The organism is Rhizobium skierniewicense (assembly GCF_014196515.1).
GTDB lineage: Bacteria > Pseudomonadota > Alphaproteobacteria > Rhizobiales > Rhizobiaceae > Agrobacterium > Agrobacterium skierniewicense.
Map to the genome: position 1 here is coordinate 21,380 of NZ_JACIDV010000001.1, position 17,589 is coordinate 38,968.

The following is a 17,589-nucleotide window of genomic DNA, read 5'->3' on the forward strand; positions in this document are numbered from 1 at the left end:
AAAATACTGTGGAACAGTCTGTCAGAACCAAAATACATAATCACCCCCAATCAATTAAATGGCTGACTATTCTACCCGAAGAGCCCTGAAGACACTCGAGCGACTAATCCCTAATTCCACAACTATTTGTTCGACGTCTTGCCCGCACGCTTCATCCTTCTTACGTCATCAGCTTTTCGTTGAGCGGTCGGAGCGCGGCCTCTGTATTTGCCGTCAGCTTTCGCCCTGGCAATACCCTCGCGCTGCCGCTCCAGCATGATGTCGCGCTCGAACTCAGCGATGGAACCCAGTAGGCTGAGCATCAGCTTGCCGGTGGGCGTCGAGGTGTCGATGTTGAGATTGAGGATTTTGAGCGTGACGCCTTTGCTTTCCAGCGCATCCTTCAGGCGCACAAGGTCGGCCATAGAGCGGGCCAGACGGTCCAGCTTGGTGACCACGAACACATCACCCTCACGGGCATAGTCCAGCGCACGGGTTAGCTCAGGACGCTCCTTATCGACTGAAGAGAGCTGCTCCTTGAACACCTTCTCGCAGCCAGCCAACTCAAGATCGCGAAGCTGAGCGTCTAGACCATAGGTCTGATCGAGGGTCGATGTGCGGGCATAGCCAATGATGGTCGAAGGCATATGGGAAACTCCAGTGGTGTCAATAAAGTTTAAGAGCTTCTGGCACTATATGTGCCAAATGTTAAATACCATTCATGTGGCACTCTTTGACCAAGTCTTTTCGGAGGTCATTAGACCTCGGTCTATTGGCACTGCCAGAGATCATTGGTCGGTGATATCTAGCAAAGGTAGTTGGATGAGGAATGACATGGACAACGACGAAATTACGGAGCGCATTATAGTGCGATCAGCAGCAGAGGCCGATGAGCGGCTAACGAGGCTGGAAGAGTCGGCGGCTCGCGTAGCCGAATGGGTGCTAGCCTTTAACGGCAAGCCGCTTGAGCTCATTCGACACATGAAGTTCGATCTGGTCGGCTTCCACCCGGTTACCCACAGTCCTCTGAATGTCATTGAGCAGGTCAATCAAACGTGGACCTACGCTGCCGCCTTACTCGGGACAAGAATGCTGTTCGAGCTTCATCCAGATGTTGCCGCGTTTCATCTTGCCCCCGGCGCTTACGCATCTCAGCCGCTAGATATAATGAGTGAGGTGCCGGGGCTGGTCGGTGCAGAAACCTTTGCGGCAGTGCGACCGCAGAACAACAGGAAGTTGTCGAAAGACCTTGACAAGCTGGCTGCCCGCCAAGAGCAACATCGCTATGTGTTCTTCATGTCTCCTGCGTTCCCCGGCACTAAGCGATTAGAGCAGTTCGAGCGAAGTGGGGTTCAGGTCTGGTCGGTCGATCATTGAAGCTTTGCGATTGGCAAGAGCTGCGCAAGCAAAGCATTTCCTTCGGTTGTCACGTACAGCATGCTGTTGCGGGCATCGACCGGATTGCGGTGCTGAGCGATCAGGTTCAATCCCGGCTTCCCATGCCGGTCGATCGCCGTTAGAGCGGAGATGTCGCGGGAAAGGGTGGCTTGGCTGATGTCTAGAAGCCCGAGTAAGTCCCGCTGAGCTATCCCCGGCTTCATTGCCACTAGAAGGAAAACAGAGGCCGTGTGCATCTGGATGTCAGGACGCAACTCACGGAATGCTTCTACAAAACTGAAGGCATTTAGAAGCGATCTTTTGAATGCCGTGGTGGTGTCATCTAGCCTGCGCATGACATTACTCTCCTGTGAATATCTTTTGTTTGCAGAGGGTTATCGTCGCGTCAAGCTTCTCTGTTGCGCGAAAATGTGGACGGGTGGCCTACCCGGGGGAAGCCGGGAAAGCCGATTATCTGATTGGGTTCTCGGAATTTTTCACCAAAACATTCCGGCAGTAGCTCCAGAACGCCAGTCCGATTTATCGTTCACTTGCGTTGACCCTAGTGCGCGTTTGGAAGACGGACGAAGGTGTACGACCAGCCAAGGCCGAACGCGCTGTAATCGTTGATACGTGATGCCACCGCTAAAGCGATGCACGGTGGTCGGCAGCTCGCACGGCTAGCTTGCGATAATCCGGCTCTGTGATCAGGCCGACAGGGCCTATGACCTTGCCGCGATCAGTAACGGTCTCCTGGACGAATGGCACACCCCAGTGTTCCAGTATCTCAAGGCAGTCGTTGGTGTCGGTGTTGTTCAGCTCCAAAAACTTTCCCACGTCACTGGTCAGGAAGTAGGAGGAGCCGTCTGGCTTCATTACGAAACGAAGACGGATAACGGGAACGTCCTCGTCGTGGGCGTCGATGGTCATGGTGCGGGTAGCAAGAAGCTTCATATCGTTTCTCTTCATTTAGGTGGTGGTGAGGCTGTAAACTGATGGGCTTTGGCCGGGTTTAGGACTGGTTCTTGGCTTTGGACTTTCGGTCTTCGGAAGCCGTGTAGGAGTCGATGCCAACGCCTGCTATGCGAAGACCCGCGTCGAAGAATGAAGGCTTAGCTGCTCGCTGAACGGAATTAATGCGATCTTCGGCGTTGGCCCTGATGCCCTTCATCTCGTTGTTGAGCTGAGTCATGGTCCAATCGGTGTTTTGATCGATACGGCCCTTACCTTCGGCAGCTCGACCGTCGAACTCAGCCAATAGGGCATCGACCGAGAGACCACTAACTCCGCTTTCACCGGCAGCCGCTATGGCCGTGGCTTTGGCAGACCGAGCTTCGCGCTCAATATCGATCTTGTCGTTGCTAGCAGCGATCTGTTCTTGCAGCATCCTCTGCTGCGTCTGGAACTGCTGATCTTGAGCGTTGCGTGTGGCCCTTGCAGCGTTCTCGGCGTAGAGTCGGTTCTGTTCGTTTGCTGCATCAACTTGGCCAGCGTAGCTGAATGCTTGCTGTGCAGCCCCGATGGTGAACCCAATCATGGAGATGGGATCAGCGCACATCAGGCTACCTCCTTGAAACTCTGGGCAATGAAGGGCTGGTAGGCGGTGACCCTTGGGCCATGAGCGATGTTCTCGGAGACCGTCAGGCAGGCTGCGGTTTCGATATCGCGAATGATGAGCCGAGCGAAATGCTCACCACTGCCCCAAACCTCGAGCCGACCGGAATGACCGAGAGCGACCAAGCGGCGGCAGGCATTGGCTGTGGGGTTGCGAGTCTTGGAGATGATGGTCTTGCCTTGAAAGACGACCGAGTAATTCTGACCGAGCTTATCGAGACTGACGGGTAGGATAATAATTTTCATGGTCGAGGCGGCTGAAGGCATAGCTGCGCCATCATCCCGACCAAGGGATGTTTCGTTGTGCATGATAATTTCTCAGGGTTTTGTGGTGGTGGTTGCGGGGCGGTGAAATGCAAACGGCCCTCTCGTCTGCTGACCACGAGGCTAAGCCTTGAAGTCGCCACAAGAGGGCCGAGGGTCACCACACCCATGAGAACGGCTGATGTTTATGTTGAAAGGCCAGCTTGCGCACTCTCGGAAATCGAGTGTCCATGAGTGGACCGTGCGGGGTTGGAGGTCGTCCGGGTTTCGCTGTTAAAGAAACCTCTATGTGAACATCAAGGAAGACTAGAGGTGGATTGAGGTTTTCATCACCATCATCAATTCATGAAATACCAGATAGAGATCATCCTGATTTCATCAGTCATCCTCTATTCCCTTTCATTCAAGATGTTGGTCTTCCTCTCCGGTCTTCTCCTAAAGTGCGTGGTAATTACTGGTTGCTGAGAAGAGTGCATAACAACCATTTTTCAGATTGCATTCAAGGTGTGGCCTTACACTTCGACATCGTATGAGGTGGTGGTCCTCAATTATCATTGCCGATGTTTGGACCACTGATAGCCACATTCCCATCACGGATTAAATCCGCCACACTTATCACGGCATGAGCATCTTCACGCGACATGCCATGTTCCGCAACGTTCTCGAGCATGTCCGCAACGCTGGCATAAAACTGAATGCCGTAGGCCTGTTCTAACAGCCCTCTGAGGGCTTCAACGACTGTTAGCCCTAGCGGCATGTTGGGGTTCGTTTCCATCAGTCCTTTACGCTCAGAATTATAATCTTCGGCCAAACGGCGGGCTTTCGGGTGACCCCCTTTCACAATTTGGGTGATAATGTCGTTGATGACGAATGCGGCGGATTTTTCGTGGTAGTCGGTCATGGGAAATCCTCAACGCATCTGCGCGTTCTCTCTTGATGTTTGTGGAGATGCAAAACACCGTGCCGTCCGCTGACGGAGCGCGCTGCTTTGCTTAAGTGCGTGGTAATCGAATGACAGGGATGTTTTCCAATACCCCGTCCCCGCCATTCAGCGCGATCCAGTGCGCTGCGCATACAACATCAAGTCAAAGCCCGCATCTCGAAATCACGGGGACGAGGAAGGAAAGAACGCACTCTGATGTTAGGGCGTGTCGTGCCGAACAATTAAAGAGTTCGTCTCGCTCTCGAACTGTAGCGGCGCACCATCATGGCCTGCCTCAACCGAACTGTGAGCGCGTCGATAGAGGCAGAACTGGACACTCATCGTGAAGCGGCGTTCCGAGGTGCGAATAGCTGCCTCTTCTCAATCACCCAATGCCGCCACTTACCGCATGGATGCTCGAACCATTCAGTTTTGCTCCATGCAAATTCATGGCTGCTGGTAAACACGTAAAGTGCATGCGGAAGGCGGCTGTCGATCTCAATATGGTGGCCGAATGCGGCGAGCTTGATAGGCATAGGGTAGGTCCATGATAAGGGTTGAAGCGAAGCGTTCTGGCCAGAACAATGCCGTTAGACTCCGCCACGTGAGTCTCGTCAAGATGGACAAAATCTCTATTTTTCAATATCTTATCCCGATGTAAATACATTCCAGCCAAGACGTTGAAGAGACAGGGAAAACTCTGCGCATTTTTATTCACAGCTCTTGTGTGATGATGTCTCCTGCATCTCGGCCATGTACTTGGCCATCATCGTAGACACTTCAGTTGCCGTGATCGTAGCCACCTGCGTCTTCGCCTGCTGCTCTTCCAGTTCCATCCAACGGTCGATGATGCGGGCGCGAAGTTCGACCGAATAACCCGAGACGAGGATGAGGGTCTCACGCTTGGGGAGATTGAAGCATGGGAGCTGTCGGCAAGTGCTATCGGTATAGCTACCTACGAAATCTCTCGGCTCAGATTTGAGCCCAGTGAGCATCGTTCGAATGTCGCGGATGACATTGGTGTGCCGCTTGCCGGTCAGCTTGGCGATTTCGCGGCTAGACATGGTGAGCGTGGAGGCGGTTCTTGGGTGGGCAGCGGCCCAGCAAAAAATGCAGTTTACTGCGCGCAGCACACGTCTTTGACGTAGGTATTCCCTACCGTCATAAATGCATCATCAGGCACAGCACCACGCGATTTCAATTCCTTGAGCAGTTCCGAAGCTCCTGATGCTGGCAACGACCGGGACAGCGTAACGGCATACCATTTGTTTGTCGCGAGGTAGGCCGTCAACGGCAGACTCGAACCGCGAACGAAAGCCTCGGCTTCATGAAAATTATCGAAGCTCTTGATCTGGATGTATCGGTTCTCGAAGGGCTGCGTCAGAAACTGGTCCACCTTGACCCAGTTGTGATGGAGATAGCCTTCGCGACCCTTTGCACGCACCTTGTACCAGCGGTCCCCCACCGCCAATATCTCGACACGGTCACCGTTGCTCATGCTGATAAGCTTTCCTGAGGCCTGATCTTCACCGCTCCGTAAGAACTCCTTACCCTTAGGAACCCGAAGCGCTCCCGCCCTCGCCGTGGGGATTTGGAAACGCGGATCATCATCGGCAATACGATAGCTAGGCAGAGCGCTGGTCGTGGGATGAGGGGCAGGAACTGCAGCAACACGCGGCGGCTCACTAGGGGTAGCTCCGCTCCCATCGACGTTTGTAACCCGAAATTGGGCCATCTCGCTCTTAGACAGGTAACGCATGTCATCGCGTTCATATCGAAGGGAAAGCTGTAGCAGACCCGGATCGACTCCCATCTCGGTCATGTAGCTTATCGTTTCAGCCGTCTGATGCTGGATGAATGAGACCGCGTCATCAACGGACAAAGCCGTACTGTCCGAGAACGACGTTTTATGGACGCCGATGGCACCCGTCTCGGCAATACGCTTGGAGCCACCCATAAATGCCAAAGCGCAGGCAGACTCGCATTGCATCTCTCTCGGCTGGATAACCGGTAAATCCATCGCCCGAATAAGCCGACCCAGACGCATGGCTGTAGTGGGGTTACCGCCAGGACTTTTGAAAATCACAAAGATCGACTTCCCGCCAACGCTAGAAACCTTGGATGTAAATTCGCTCAGATTTTCAGATGGGCTGAAGACCCCGGACACGATAATAGCAGTGGCGCTGCCATCGAGCGGAGCAGTCTCGAAGGTTAGGGCCGAGGCATCCATCGTGAAAGCCAGCAAAGCTGCAGAAACGGAAACACACTTTATGAACGACAACTCTTTACACCCCAGCTAGATCGAGAAGATCATACCTCAACGGCAGATTTGGGCTAGGGGGAGCAGAGGGTATTGCCAACACGTTTCCCTCCCTCTCGACCTACAATCGTGGAGAATCTCGTTTGCAAGAAGATCAACCGCACCACGGTCGCGGCGTTGGAGGGTAGTCAGCGGCCCACAAGCAAACGGCGCAGCCACCCCCCTGCGATGAGAATGTCGCCCACATTACGACCATCGGCACGAAGAATGCCGCGTCTGACCTGCTGATGCAGCTTGCTGGTCAGCCCAGCGATCTCGCAGGCTGGATATGGTGAACGTGGAGGCGGGGCGCTATAATCAATTGGTTTGCCATTGCGTCCTCTCTCCTTTCGCTCGCTGCATTCGCGTACGGGATTTTCGTGATCGCTATCACGGTGCCTTTTTAAAAAAGCAGTCGAAGCAGTATTTGAAGGCTCAGACTTCACGCCCGCGAATGCAGATTACGCCGCAATCCGAATGAGTCGCACGTAGGTGTATGAGAGGGAAGGCCCGGGGTACCGAGGTACATAACGCGGTACGTATTGAGGTACGCAGTACACGCTAAGAAATTGATAAATCAAATGAAATAGAAATTGGCTGGGGAACCTGGATTCGAACCAAGATTAACGGAGTCAGAGTCCGTCGTTCTACCGTTGAACTATTCCCCAACGCAAGAAAAGTGGCTGTGCCGCTTTGCTAGGCGTCATATAAATGATTTGATCGGCTATGCAAGTCGTAAAATGCGATCTTGGGCAGTTATTCTCGTGAAGGGTGGCGGGGCGGGCGTCAGCGAGTGGTGTTTGGGTCGAACGAAGGAAATGATGACACAGGCACTGAGCGACGATCCTTGGATACGCGCTTGGAGACATCTGCGCAGGCATGACGCCGCGACAGGGAGCCTCCCGTTTCGGCACTGGGGTTCTGATAGCCCTCTGATATTTCGCACAAATGGACGCTTGCATCCCGGTTGAGACCCAAACCGCGAATAACTATCCCCTCGATGAGCCGCTCTCTGCTTGGCGTTATCTGGTCGTGTGTTGATGTTTAAAGTCGGGGGGAATTTTGGCATATCGCCCCCTGATACGAAAGACAGCCCGCAATGATCAAGCCGTGTTCGCTTTGGTCCCGACGATCCCGTGGCTCAAATCTCTGCCAACACCTTACAGCGCTATCGCTGACCGCCCGCGTTCAAGGCTGTCACGAACCCCGATCCGGTCTGGTTTTTTAGGGGCAGCTCGATACGACATCTGACGCCGTTACCCTTGACGAATAATGATGTATGGCTTACGAATGACGAAATTCGAAAATCGTCATTCGTAAGAAAAGTTGATTGCCATGCCCCATCGCGCTTTGGAAAAGACCGCTGAAGACCCGAGAGAAGAGAACATATCTCGCATTCTTGATGCGGCGGAACGCGCGTTCCGTCATTTTGGTTATGGCAAGACGACTGTCGCGGACATCGCCAGTGACCTTGGGATGTCCACTGCCAATATCTACCGCTTCTTCGCCTCCAAAGTGGAAATCCATCAAGCAGTCTGTTCTCGCATGTTGGGAGAATGCAAAGCGCGGGCGCATGACGTCCGCGATATGCCTCTCAGCGCGGAACATCGGCTTCGCCTCTATGTCAAGGCCCACCACGAGTGGACCGTGGAGACAATGTTGGACGAAGCGAAAGTCCACGAGATGATTGTCGTGGCGATTGAGCGCGACTGGGACGTGATCGAAAAACACATTGATTATATTCAAGACATCATTGCGGACATTATTAGAGACGGCATCGAGGCCGGCGAATTTCCGCAGCAAGATCCCAGGGTTGCGTCGCAGTGCTTTGGTGCGGCGACAGTTACGTTGTGCCACCCCCAGATGGTCGCCCAGTGCCGGTCAAAAGACAACCGGGCTCCCGTAGATGATCTCATTGGGTTTGCGATCGGAGCCTTGAAAACCACGAGCTTCCGTCAAGACGACAGCATTTGATACCCACCGGCCCTAAAGGTTACGAAAATGATATCCGATAAAACGATAAGATCGCCGTTTGCTCTCGTTGTCTTGAGCGTCCTTGTTTTCGGTCTCGCTGGCTGCAGCGACGAACAAAAGGAGGAGGTCAAAGATGTTACGCGTCCGGTCAAAACCATTGAGATCTCTGATCATCAAAGTCAAAAGACGCTGGTGTATTCTGGCGCCGTAAGGGCACGGGTGGAGTCCAGTCTCGGCTTTCGCGTGGCCGGAAAAATCGTGGAACGATCGGTCAATATCGGTGATCGCATCAAGCCCGGCGACGTGCTGGCAAGGCTGGATTCCAAAGATCTCGAGCTGAGCTTGCGAACTGCCGAAGCAAACTTGAAAGCAGCAGAAAAGGGTGTCGCTACGGCCGACCTCGCCAGCAGGCGTGCTCAGCAACTCTATGAAAAAAATGCGGTGGCTCAGTCGCAGCTTGAACAGGCCCTGCTGACCTACGATCAGGCGGTTTCAACCCGCGACGCAGCCGAAGCCGCTTTTGACCAAGCCAGAAATCAGGTTGATTACGCGAAACTCCGGTCAGACGTGAGGGGGATTGTGACGGCAATTGCCGCTGATGCGGGAACCGTGGTCGCTGCCGGTACGACGGTTGTCACCGTCGCGCTGGACGACGAGAAAGAAGTGCAAATCGCTGTTCCTGAAAACGAGATTACAGAGTTTCGTCCCGGTGCCGCGGTCAAGGCAAGTTTCTGGTCCGACGCCGCCCTGATTCTGGAAGGAAAGGTGCGTGAAGTCTCCGGAAGCGCAGATCCGCAATCACGCACCTTTTCCGTACGCGTCAGTCTGCCCGAAGATTCCCGTGTCCTGCTGGGCATGACGGCCACAATCGAGAAGAACACGCATGATACGAACGGCAGTTACGTCATCCCTCTTTCGGCGCTTGCCGAAAAGAACGGGCAGAAGATTGTGTGGGTTGTCGACACGCAAACCTCGACGGTGAATGCGCGTGAAATCGGCGTTGGCGACTTTACAGCCGATGGTATCAACATCGCGACCGGACTTGGCGTCGGCGATGTCGTTGTCGTCGCTGGTACGCAGTTCATGACCGATAATCTCAAGGTGAAGATGCAAGCGCAGCATGCGGCTCAGCTACAGTCCGCTGCACCCATCCGTTAGGCCCAATCAAGGAAGAATTCTTATGGAAAAGTCGAATGAGGGGAAACATCCCTTCAACCTGTCGCGTTGGGCGATCGGTCATCCAAGCATTGCGCGCTTCCTGTTCGGGCTGATTCTGATTACCGGTGTGCTTGGGCTAACCCGGATGGGTCAGAAGGAAGATCCGGACTTTACCTTCCGGGTAATGGTGGTTCAAGCCATTTGGCCGGGGTCGTCCATTCAGGAGATGCAGGATCAGGTTGTCAACAGGATCGAGCGAAAGCTCCAGGAGACACCGCATCTGGATTGGGTAAAATCCTACACGCGTGAAGGAAGCGCAATCATCACGCTCCAGGTGAAAGGCGACACCAATGCGGCTGAAGTCGCCGATGCCTTTTATCAGGTCCGAAAGAAGGTCGGCGACATATCCAACGAGCTCCCGGAGGGTTTGCTCGGCCCGTATTTCAATGACGAATTCGGTGATACATTCATCACACTGCATTCGATCAGTGGTGAAGGGTTCAGCTATCCTGAACTGAAGAAGCTGGCCATTCAGGCTCGTGATATGCTGCTGACCACGCCGGGCGTTGAAAAGGCTGTGATCATTGGTGACCAGCCCGAGAAAATCTTCATCGATGTGTCTTCAAAGTCGCTTGCCGAGCGTGGACTGACCCTCACGGATCTTCAGAATGCCATTAGAGGCCAAAACAGGGTTGATCCTGCGGGCACCGTCGATACCGGCCTGCGGTCTGTTCGTATTTCAGTCGAGGGAGATGTTAAAAAAGCCGAGGATATCCGAGAGTTGCGGTTGCGAGCCGGCGGGCAGATCACTCGTCTAGGGGACATTGCCACCGTTACCGCAGGCCTTGAAGACCCCTATCAGCGCAAATTCCGCTTCAATGGCTCAGACAGCGTGCAAGTCGGCGTGGTCATGGCGAAGGGATTCAACGTTATCGACGTTGGAAAGGCGGTGGCTAAGACATACCGCAACTTTGAGAACGCTGTTCCATACGGCGTCCAAGTCGGTCAGATATCAAACCAGCCAGAGGTTGTTACCGAGGCCGTCGGCGAATTCATGAAGGCATTGGTCGAAGCACTCGTCATCGTCCTTGTCGTTTCTTTCCTGTCGATCGGGTGGCGCTCCGGTCTGGTCATCGCCATCACCATTCCACTCGTTCTCGCCGCAACCTTTGCGATTATGTATGAGCTCGGTATTGATCTACAGCGAATTTCTCTCGGCGCACTGATTATTGCGCTCGGACTGCTGGTCGATGACGCTATGATCGTTGTGGAAATGATGGAGCGCAAGCTCGAAGAGGGATTGATCAAGGTAGAGGCGGCGAGCTTCGCCTACACCTCGACCGCCTTCCCGATGTTGACCGGCACATTGATTACCATCGCCGGCTTTATTCCGGTGGGATTTGCGGAATCGACCGCTGGTGAGTATGTCAGCTCGCTCTTTTATGTCGTTGGTATTGCGCTTGTCACGTCCTGGTTCGTGGCCGTTTATTTCACGCCCTGGCTGGGAAACATGATCCTCAAGCAAAGAGCCCATGCCGGCGGACACCACGACGTCTTCGATACCCGGTTCTACCGAACTCTGGGTGCATCCGTGGCCTGGGCGGTACGGCATCGGATCATCGTTCTGGCCATGACGTTCGGCGTTTTCGCGGGCAGCATATGGGCTTTCCAGTTCATTCCGCAGAACTTTTTTCCGCAGTCATCACGCCCGGAGATTCTCGTCGACCTCTGGCTGCCTGAGGGCACGAGCATCAAGGAAGTTGAAGTTCAGGCAAAAGCGCTCGAACAAAAAATTATTGGCGACACCGACAAGCAGTTCATCGCGACCTATATCGGTGAAGGCGTACCGCGTTTCTTCCTTCCGCTTGATCAGCAACTGCGTAATCCCAATTTTGCGCAGCTTCTCGTCATGGCCAAAGACGAGGCAGCGCGCGAGCGCCTCATCATCAAGCTTCGCGGCATTTTGGCCGAAGACTTTCCATCCGTCAGAGGCAAGGTCGACCGGCTTTTCCTGGGGCCACCCACAGGCTGGCCCGTGCAGATGCGCGTGCAGGGACCGGACCGCCAGGAAGTTCGACGAATTGCCGATGAGGTCAAAGCAATTTTTGCCAAAAATCCTGCGCTCAGTGCCATTCATGACGATTGGCTGGAGCAGATCCCCGCGATGAAGCTGGTGATTGATCAGGACCGCGCCCGCGCGCTCGGTGTCACATCCCAACGTGTTCGCCAGATGCTGCAGGCGGCCATGACGGGCGTCCCGATCGATGACTTCCGCTCGGGCGAGGAAACCGTCTCCATCGTTGTTCGGGAGCAGGATAAGACCAGGTTGCTGCTATCAGCAGTCAACTCGGTCTACGTACCCACGGATTTTGGTGGCTTCGTGCCCGTCTCGCAAGTTGCCAAGGTTGTTCCCATCCTTGAGCAGGGTATCGAATGGCGTCGCGACCGGTTGCCTACGATTACGGTGCGCGCCACCTTGCCTGACGGTGTGCAGCCAAACGATGTTGTCCTGAAAATGTATGCCGATATGCAGGCGATGCGTGACAATCTGCCCACGGGTTATAAAATCGAAATTCAGGGCGGCGCTGAGGATGCCGCCGAAAGCCAGGCGTCGATCGCCGCGAAAGCACCGATCATGCTTCTTGTCATCGTTGTGCTCCTGATGGTGCAATTGCAGCATTTCGGTAAGGCCATGCTCGTTCTGGCAACGGGGCCACTTGGCATCATCGGTGCGGCTGCCGCGTTGCTGATCAGCGGCGCACCCTTCGGCTTCGTCGCCATTCTTGGCGTTATCGCGCTGCTGGGTATCATCATCCGAAATTCGATTATCCTGGTGGACCAGATTGATCAGGATATTGAAGCCGGATTGCCTCGCCACGAGGCAATCGTGGGGGCTGCGGTGCGACGTTTTCGTCCTATCGCGCTGACCGCGCTCACGGCCGTCCTCGCGCTCATCCCGATTTCCCGCGGGGTCTTCTGGGGGCCGCTCGCCTTCGCTATGATGGGCGGCATCCTCGTTGCCACGGTGTTGACCGTTTTCGTTCTTCCGGCTGCGTATGCACTGTTCTTTGGCAAGGACCGTAAGACGAACGCCACCGATCAAGACAAGAAGCTCTTGGATAAAGGCGTTGAGGGTCATGGCGCCGCAACATAGGGTGCCTGACCATTGATGCTATTTGCATAGGCGAGCATCAGTACATTTGATTGACGCAGCAGGCCGCGTCGTTCGCGGCCTGTTTTTTATGTGCTCGACACGGCGTTCAATCTCAGGCAGGCGACCGCGCGTGAAACCATGGTGTGACGCCGATCTGGTGCGCGCCGACACCATACTTGAGAGCTTGGAGGCATCGCACCAGAGCGTGGACCGACAATGCGCGACAAACTCGCTATTAAGGTGTGATCTGGCGTCAGTGCCGGGTCCATCGGAGAAGGCCAGTATCGTATCCCAGAGACCGCGCCTTGCCGACAAGCATTTTGCGCGTTTGCTCCGAGGGTTTCGCCGTTCTCGTCAGGATCCACAAATATCGTCCGGAGGGTTCGCCGACGATCGACCAGGTGTAATCCGGCGCGTGGTCGAGAATCCAGTAGTCGCCGTAAAAGGGTCCGAAGAACGATACCTTAAGCTTGGCGTTGCCGCTGCCCGGTACAATCTTGGCGCGGCCCGCAACCGCCTTTCGGGCGCCATCGATCCGGCCCTTCCGGCAGGTGTTCATGACATTGATCATGCCGCCGTCTCCCAGCGTGTAGTCGGCTGTGACGCCTTCGCAATCGGTCTCGAAGCGGTTTTCGTACCGCGCTAGCTCAAACCATTGACCCACATAACGGTTCAGTTCGACGGTTCTGGCGGGCTCGGGAACAGATCTGTTGCCGACAGGTCCAACGGGACTGCAGGAAGCCAGAACAGCGCCAGCAAAGAGGGCAAGAATAGACGTGGTTTTCATGAAGCATGAAATGAAGCGATCTTCATAAAGTTCCGGTCGTAGATCGGATAATGCATCCAACCCACGCGATCAGTTGTGCCGCCCGTTGAAATTCTGTCTGCCAAAATCGCGCTCGACCGTTATCGCAATCACCAGTCCCTACATCTAAGCAAGGCTCGAGCTGGACATTTTCGATCTGGTTATGCGCAAGCGTGCGGGTGGCCTTCGTCTGAAGCCCTTCCCAGAAAGCGCCGGCTTTTCCCATGCAGTCAAAGGACGTGCATCATTCTTGATTGCCGCATAAGCATAAGAAACTTGCAGATCCCAAGGTTGCTGGCAGATTGAGCCTGTCACTGAATGCATCGACAAAAATCGGAACGACGAACCATGCCATCGCGAAGCAAGCATTCCCCATCCAAATCATCGGCGCTGCTGAAGGTCGGGTTCGTTCTGGGGCGCTCTTTCACGCTCTCTCCCTTTGCGCTTTTCGTCGACACGTTGCGGCTTGCAGGCGATGAGTTGGATCATTCGGGCAGAATACTGACCGATTGGGATGTGCTGGGTGACACGAGGCATCTCATACGGTCAAGTTGTGGCGTCAGTATCGCGCCAACGAGCGATCTCGTCGCGCCCGAACGGTTCGACGTGCTGGTTGTCGTTGGCGGGCTGCTTGGTCAGGAAGTCGCCTGCAGCGACCGAACGCTCGACTATCTCAGACAAGCCGCCGCACTGGGCATTCCTCTGATCGGCGTTTGCACAGGTTCCTTTATTCTGGCTGAGGCCGGTCTCCTGACAGATCACGAAGCCTGCGTCAGCTGGCTCCATTTCGAGGCGTTCAGGGAAAGATTTCCGGAGTTGAGCGTGCGACCGGACCGGCTTTTCAATTTCGATGGCAAGCGAGGGTCCTGCGCGGGTGGCGCCAGCGCTGCGGATCTCGCCGCCTTCATCGTTCGCAGCTGGGTCGGTCGCGACGCCGAGCGCAATGCCCTCGATATCCTGCAGATCGCCTCGCCGCGCAAGGCGGATGACAGTCAATCCAGAGCACCTCTACAACAGAAAGATCCGGCCATCGAAATGGACCGACGCGTCAATGCCGCGCTTCTGCTCATGGAGCAGCATGTGGCGGAGCCTATCAGTATCGAACGTCTCGCGCAGGCTGTCCAGCTGTCACGCCGGCAGCTCGAGCGTCTGTTTCACGACGTCATGGGCCATTCACCAGCGGAAGCATACAAAATACTTAGGCTCAGGCGAGCCAATCACCTCATCGTCAGTACGAACAGGCCTTTGATCGACATTGCGCTCGATGTGGGTTTTGGTAGCGCATCCAACATGGGACGATCGTTTCGCAGGGTTTATGGAACATCTCCCGGTACGCTGAGAGGGAAGGCCCTGCCGCCATTCGACCCTGCCGCTGGATAGCTTCAATAACAGCGAACCTCGCCAGTAAACCGACGATGTGGCCCGCAGGGCTCTCAGTAAACCGGGGTGCTCCAAGGATTTGGTTGGATTTAAGCAGTTTTTTATTCATTTCCTCCTAATGTTTTTTCGAAAGTCGGGCGGCGTCACGCTGCGGGGAGAGATGAGAACATGAAATTGTCCCAGAAGGTGAAATCCATCGGTTTCAGAACATCGAGCGGGATGGCTTTGCTGCTCATGTCGGTCGTGCTGGTCGCATTTGTCGGGATCAGTGGCATTGGAAGCCTGACGGGTGCTGTCTCTCAAACCGTGGATACGTCCAAGGTTCTGATTGGAGCCAACCAGGCTGAAGGCGCCATTATCCAGTATCTCGTCAGCAAGGAGCCCCAGCGGATTGATCAGGCCGCCAGTGCTCTTGAAACAGCGCAAGCGACACTCACCTCTCTCCCCTTATCGGCAGACGAAAGAACGCGGCTGCTGGATGGCATCACGAGGATGTCAAACGCGGTCCGCGCTCTTGGAGTGTCTCAGGATGCTATCCAGAAAACAGGTATCGCGCTGCGCGATGTCACCGGTAGCATGGTTACCCTGGCTGACCAGACGGAAAAGTCTGCACAGGATATCGCCAACCAGGCCGAAACAAACTCGAACAATGCTCTCATCAGCCTCAACACCATCCGTATTCTGATCCAGAATGCGAGCACTTTCAGCGATGGAATCAATGGGGTCGAGTTGGCGCTGGTCAAAGCCTCGACGCAGGTTGGACAGATATCGGCCGATCAGATCGCAGAACCGATGGCTCGTGCTCAAGCGGGCCTGACTGAAGTTGTCAAGCTGGGAGGAGCACCGAACATCCAGCCGATCGTCAGCAGCATGGAGGGGACTTTTGCTCAGATCCAGACGACCATGTCAAAAGATAATGGCGCGGCTTTGGCCGCGACACAGGACTATTCCCTGTTCGCCAAGGTTTTGACCGCGTCTCACAAGCTGGACGAGGTGCTTCGTAAATCCGCAGAAACGGAACTGACGGCCAAAAGCGAAACAGACAAGGATCGGTCTAAGGCGCGTATCGTTTCCGGCACCGCGCGCAACTTCAGCAATGTCTTGAAAGACATTCTGGTTCAGGTCGAACGCTATCGTCTTCAACCCTCTGCCGACGCTGATACCACCGTGAAAGCAGGCCTGAAGAAAGCAGCAGCGCTGGGCGGCATGCTGGCAAAGACGACGGGCACTGACATGACCGCAAGTGTTGCGCAACTGGGCCAGACTTTCGATGCCATGAAGGCGAATTTGGCATCGTTCGATCAGCAGGCGTCGCTGGTCGTGTCGACATCGCAGAGCGTCACGAACGGTATTGTCGAGATCGCAGGCAAGATTGCGTCGGAATCGGAACTTCAGGGCAGCCAGGGTACGTCGTGGATGTGGGGTGCCGGTTCGTTCAGCCTTCTTCTGGCGATAGCCATTGCGCTCTTTATGGTCCGCTCCGTTGCGCGGCCGATGGTGCAGGTTGCGCAGGCCATGGCGCGTCTGGCGAAGGGGGAACCGGATGCGCATCTGAAACTGGCAAAGACCGACAACGAAATCGGGGAGATGATCGGCGCGCTGCAGGTGTTTCAGGATAACGACCGCGCCCGCATCCATGCAGAAGCCGAGGCGGGTCGCGAACGGCAGCAAGCGGAAAGTCTGCGGCTTGAACGCGAGGCCGAGCGTGTGACGGAAGCGCAAGCCATGGAGCATGCGTTCCGGCAGATCTCGGGCGGTCTGGACGCCCTGTCCAAGGGGGATCTGACGGCGCGCATCGGAGCGGTCGATTCCCGGTACGAGCGTATCAGAGATCACTTCAACAGCGCGGTTTCCGCGTTGGAAGACGCCATCGGCGCTGTTATCGTGAGCGTTGGGACAATCCAGTCGGGCTTGTCGGAAATATCGAGCGCATCCAACGATCTTGCTCGCCGCACGGAACAGCAGGCGGCCTCCCTCGAAGAAACCGTTGCTGCTTTGGGCGACGTGGCCAGTGGGATAAACAGCACGGCCGATGGCGCGGACCACGCACAAAAGACTGTCGCACTCGCCAAGACGAACGCCGAAAGCGGTGGCGTTGTTGTGGAGCGCGCTATCAACGCGATGAGCGAAATTCAGACTTCATCGGTAAAGATCGGCAACATCATCGGTGTGATCGACGAAATTGCATTTCAGACGAACCTGCTTGCGCTCAACGCAGGGGTCGAGGCGGCGCGTGCCGGGGAAGCCGGCAAAGGCTTTGCCGTCGTCGCACAGGAGGTGCGCGAGCTTGCGCAGAGATCCGCAAATGCTGCGCGCGAAATCAAGGGTTTGATTTCGACCTCGACAGCGCAGGTGACGGCAGGCGTCAAGCTCGTTGATGAAACGGGGATATCACTCAGGGACATCTGTGAGCAGGTCGGCGGGATCAGTGCCATCATCGACAAGATTGCGATGGCGGCAAGAGAGCAGGCCGCAAGTCTGCGCGAGGTATCCGCAGCAGGCGACGCGATGGACAAGGTCACTCAGCAGAATGCAGCGATGGTCGAGGAGACAACCGCCGCGTCTCAAACCCTCCTGCATGAGACTGAAACGCTGGCCCAGATGGTGGAGCATTTCGCAACCCGTCGTTCAACGGGCGTCGGTCTGCGAGCCGCTTAAAGCTT

General features: G+C 55.3%; 14 protein-coding genes, 1 tRNA gene and 1 pseudogene. 6 read left to right on the forward strand and 10 right to left on the reverse strand.

Annotated elements, in window-relative coordinates; translation table 11 throughout:
• Nucleotides 1–66: 66 nt before the first annotated feature.
• Nucleotides 67–626: pseudogene (locus GGQ73_RS00090) on the reverse strand (recombinase family protein).
• 187 nt (nt 627–813) lie between these two features.
• Between GGQ73_RS00090 and GGQ73_RS00095 the strand changes: the two are divergent.
• On the forward strand, nt 814–1,356 hold the full coding sequence (locus tag GGQ73_RS00095) for a hypothetical protein (protein WP_183892987.1): 543 nt from the start codon (nt 814–816) through the stop codon (nt 1,354–1,356).
• Here GGQ73_RS00095 and GGQ73_RS00100 read toward each other — a convergent pair.
• The 8 genes from GGQ73_RS00100 to GGQ73_RS00135 form a co-directional block, all read right to left on the reverse strand.
• Complete coding sequence (locus GGQ73_RS00100) at nt 1,350–1,712, reverse strand: MarR family winged helix-turn-helix transcriptional regulator (RefSeq protein WP_183892988.1); 363 nt, start codon at nt 1,710–1,712, stop codon at nt 1,350–1,352. The two genes, GGQ73_RS00095 and GGQ73_RS00100, sit on opposite strands and share 7 nt — an antisense overlap.
• A gap of 289 nt (nt 1,713–2,001) precedes the next feature.
• On the reverse strand, nt 2,002–2,310 hold the full coding sequence (locus GGQ73_RS00105) for a hypothetical protein (RefSeq protein ID WP_183892990.1): 309 nt from the start codon (nt 2,308–2,310) through the stop codon (nt 2,002–2,004).
• A 58-nt stretch (nt 2,311–2,368) separates the two neighbouring features.
• Nucleotides 2,369–2,914: a virion core protein, T7 gp14 family gene (locus tag GGQ73_RS00110; RefSeq protein WP_183892992.1), complete on the reverse strand. Its 546-nt coding sequence runs from the start codon at nt 2,912–2,914 to the stop codon at nt 2,369–2,371.
• Nucleotides 2,914–3,279, reverse strand: a complete 366-nt coding sequence (locus GGQ73_RS00115; protein ID WP_183892994.1) for a hypothetical protein — start codon at nt 3,277–3,279, stop codon at nt 2,914–2,916. Before GGQ73_RS00115 ends, GGQ73_RS00110 begins: the two co-directional genes overlap by 1 nt.
• A 499-nt stretch (nt 3,280–3,778) precedes the next feature.
• Nucleotides 3,779–4,135, reverse strand: coding sequence for a hypothetical protein (locus GGQ73_RS00120; RefSeq protein ID WP_183892996.1), 357 nt, complete (start codon nt 4,133–4,135; stop codon nt 3,779–3,781).
• Nucleotides 4,136–4,866: 731 nt separating this feature from the next.
• Nucleotides 4,867–5,220, reverse strand: a complete 354-nt coding sequence (locus GGQ73_RS00125; RefSeq protein WP_183892998.1) for a Rha family transcriptional regulator — start codon at nt 5,218–5,220, stop codon at nt 4,867–4,869.
• 53 nt (nt 5,221–5,273) lie between these two features.
• The gene (locus GGQ73_RS00130; RefSeq protein ID WP_183893000.1) at nt 5,274–6,437 is read right to left on the reverse strand and encodes an SH3 domain-containing protein; all 1,164 of its coding nucleotides are present in this window, start codon (nt 6,435–6,437) and stop codon (nt 5,274–5,276) included.
• Nucleotides 6,438–7,049: 612 nt separating this feature from the next.
• A tRNA-Gln gene (locus GGQ73_RS00135) sits at nt 7,050–7,123 on the reverse strand.
• A gap of 667 nt (nt 7,124–7,790) precedes the next feature.
• On the opposite strand from GGQ73_RS00135, the gene GGQ73_RS00140 reads away from it, so the two are divergent.
• Genes GGQ73_RS00140 through GGQ73_RS00150 form a run of 3 tightly spaced genes read left to right on the forward strand, consistent with a single transcriptional unit; the run spans nt 7,791 to nt 12,741 of the window.
• Entirely contained in the window at nt 7,791–8,429 is a 639-nt protein-coding gene (locus tag GGQ73_RS00140) for a TetR/AcrR family transcriptional regulator (protein ID WP_183893002.1), read from the forward strand.
• A 27-nt stretch (nt 8,430–8,456) separates the two neighbouring features.
• A complete protein-coding gene (locus GGQ73_RS00145) occupies nt 8,457–9,587 on the forward strand; it encodes an efflux RND transporter periplasmic adaptor subunit (protein WP_183893004.1) in 1,131 nt (376 codons plus the stop codon).
• Nucleotides 9,588–9,609: 22 nt separating this feature from the next.
• Entirely contained in the window at nt 9,610–12,741 is a 3,132-nt protein-coding gene (locus tag GGQ73_RS00150; RefSeq protein ID WP_183893006.1) for an efflux RND transporter permease subunit, read from the forward strand.
• Nucleotides 12,742–12,994: 253 nt separating this feature from the next.
• Here the strand turns inward: GGQ73_RS00150 and GGQ73_RS00155 are convergent, their stop codons facing one another.
• Nucleotides 12,995–13,528, reverse strand: a complete 534-nt coding sequence (locus GGQ73_RS00155) for a lipocalin family protein (protein ID WP_183893007.1) — start codon at nt 13,526–13,528, stop codon at nt 12,995–12,997.
• A gap of 366 nt (nt 13,529–13,894) precedes the next feature.
• Between GGQ73_RS00155 and GGQ73_RS00160 the strand changes: the two genes are divergently transcribed.
• Nucleotides 13,895–14,926, forward strand: a complete 1,032-nt coding sequence (locus GGQ73_RS00160) for a GlxA family transcriptional regulator (RefSeq protein ID WP_183893009.1) — start codon at nt 13,895–13,897, stop codon at nt 14,924–14,926.
• Between the two features lie 168 nt (nt 14,927–15,094).
• Nucleotides 15,095–17,584, forward strand: coding sequence for a methyl-accepting chemotaxis protein (locus GGQ73_RS00165; RefSeq protein ID WP_234910828.1), 2,490 nt, complete (start codon nt 15,095–15,097; stop codon nt 17,582–17,584).
• Nucleotides 17,585–17,589 lie beyond the last annotated feature (5 nt).

Bases quoted from the DNA above. Each gene is read 5' to 3' on its own strand.
- GGQ73_RS00155 (WP_183893007.1), bottom strand. From the start codon at position 13,528: ATGAAAACCACGTCTATTCTTGCCCTCTTTGCTGGCGCTGTTCTGGCT.
- GGQ73_RS00160 (WP_183893009.1), top strand. From the start codon at position 13,895: ATGCCATCGCGAAGCAAGCATTCCCCATCCAAATCATCGGCGCTGCTG.
- GGQ73_RS00115 (WP_183892994.1), bottom strand. From the start codon at position 3,279: ATGCACAACGAAACATCCCTTGGTCGGGATGATGGCGCAGCTATGCCT.
- GGQ73_RS00125 (WP_183892998.1), bottom strand. From the start codon at position 5,220: ATGTCTAGCCGCGAAATCGCCAAGCTGACCGGCAAGCGGCACACCAAT.
- GGQ73_RS00105 (WP_183892990.1), bottom strand. From the start codon at position 2,310: ATGAAGCTTCTTGCTACCCGCACCATGACCATCGACGCCCACGACGAG.
- GGQ73_RS00120 (WP_183892996.1), bottom strand. From the start codon at position 4,135: ATGACCGACTACCACGAAAAATCCGCCGCATTCGTCATCAACGACATT.
- GGQ73_RS00140 (WP_183893002.1), top strand. From the start codon at position 7,791: ATGCCCCATCGCGCTTTGGAAAAGACCGCTGAAGACCCGAGAGAAGAG.
- GGQ73_RS00165 (WP_234910828.1), top strand. From the start codon at position 15,095: ATGAAATTGTCCCAGAAGGTGAAATCCATCGGTTTCAGAACATCGAGC.
- GGQ73_RS00100 (WP_183892988.1), bottom strand. From the start codon at position 1,712: ATGCGCAGGCTAGATGACACCACCACGGCATTCAAAAGATCGCTTCTA.
- GGQ73_RS00150 (WP_183893006.1), top strand. From the start codon at position 9,610: ATGGAAAAGTCGAATGAGGGGAAACATCCCTTCAACCTGTCGCGTTGG.
- GGQ73_RS00110 (WP_183892992.1), bottom strand. From the start codon at position 2,914: ATGTGCGCTGATCCCATCTCCATGATTGGGTTCACCATCGGGGCTGCA.
- GGQ73_RS00145 (WP_183893004.1), top strand. From the start codon at position 8,457: ATGATATCCGATAAAACGATAAGATCGCCGTTTGCTCTCGTTGTCTTG.
- GGQ73_RS00095 (WP_183892987.1), top strand. From the start codon at position 814: ATGGACAACGACGAAATTACGGAGCGCATTATAGTGCGATCAGCAGCA.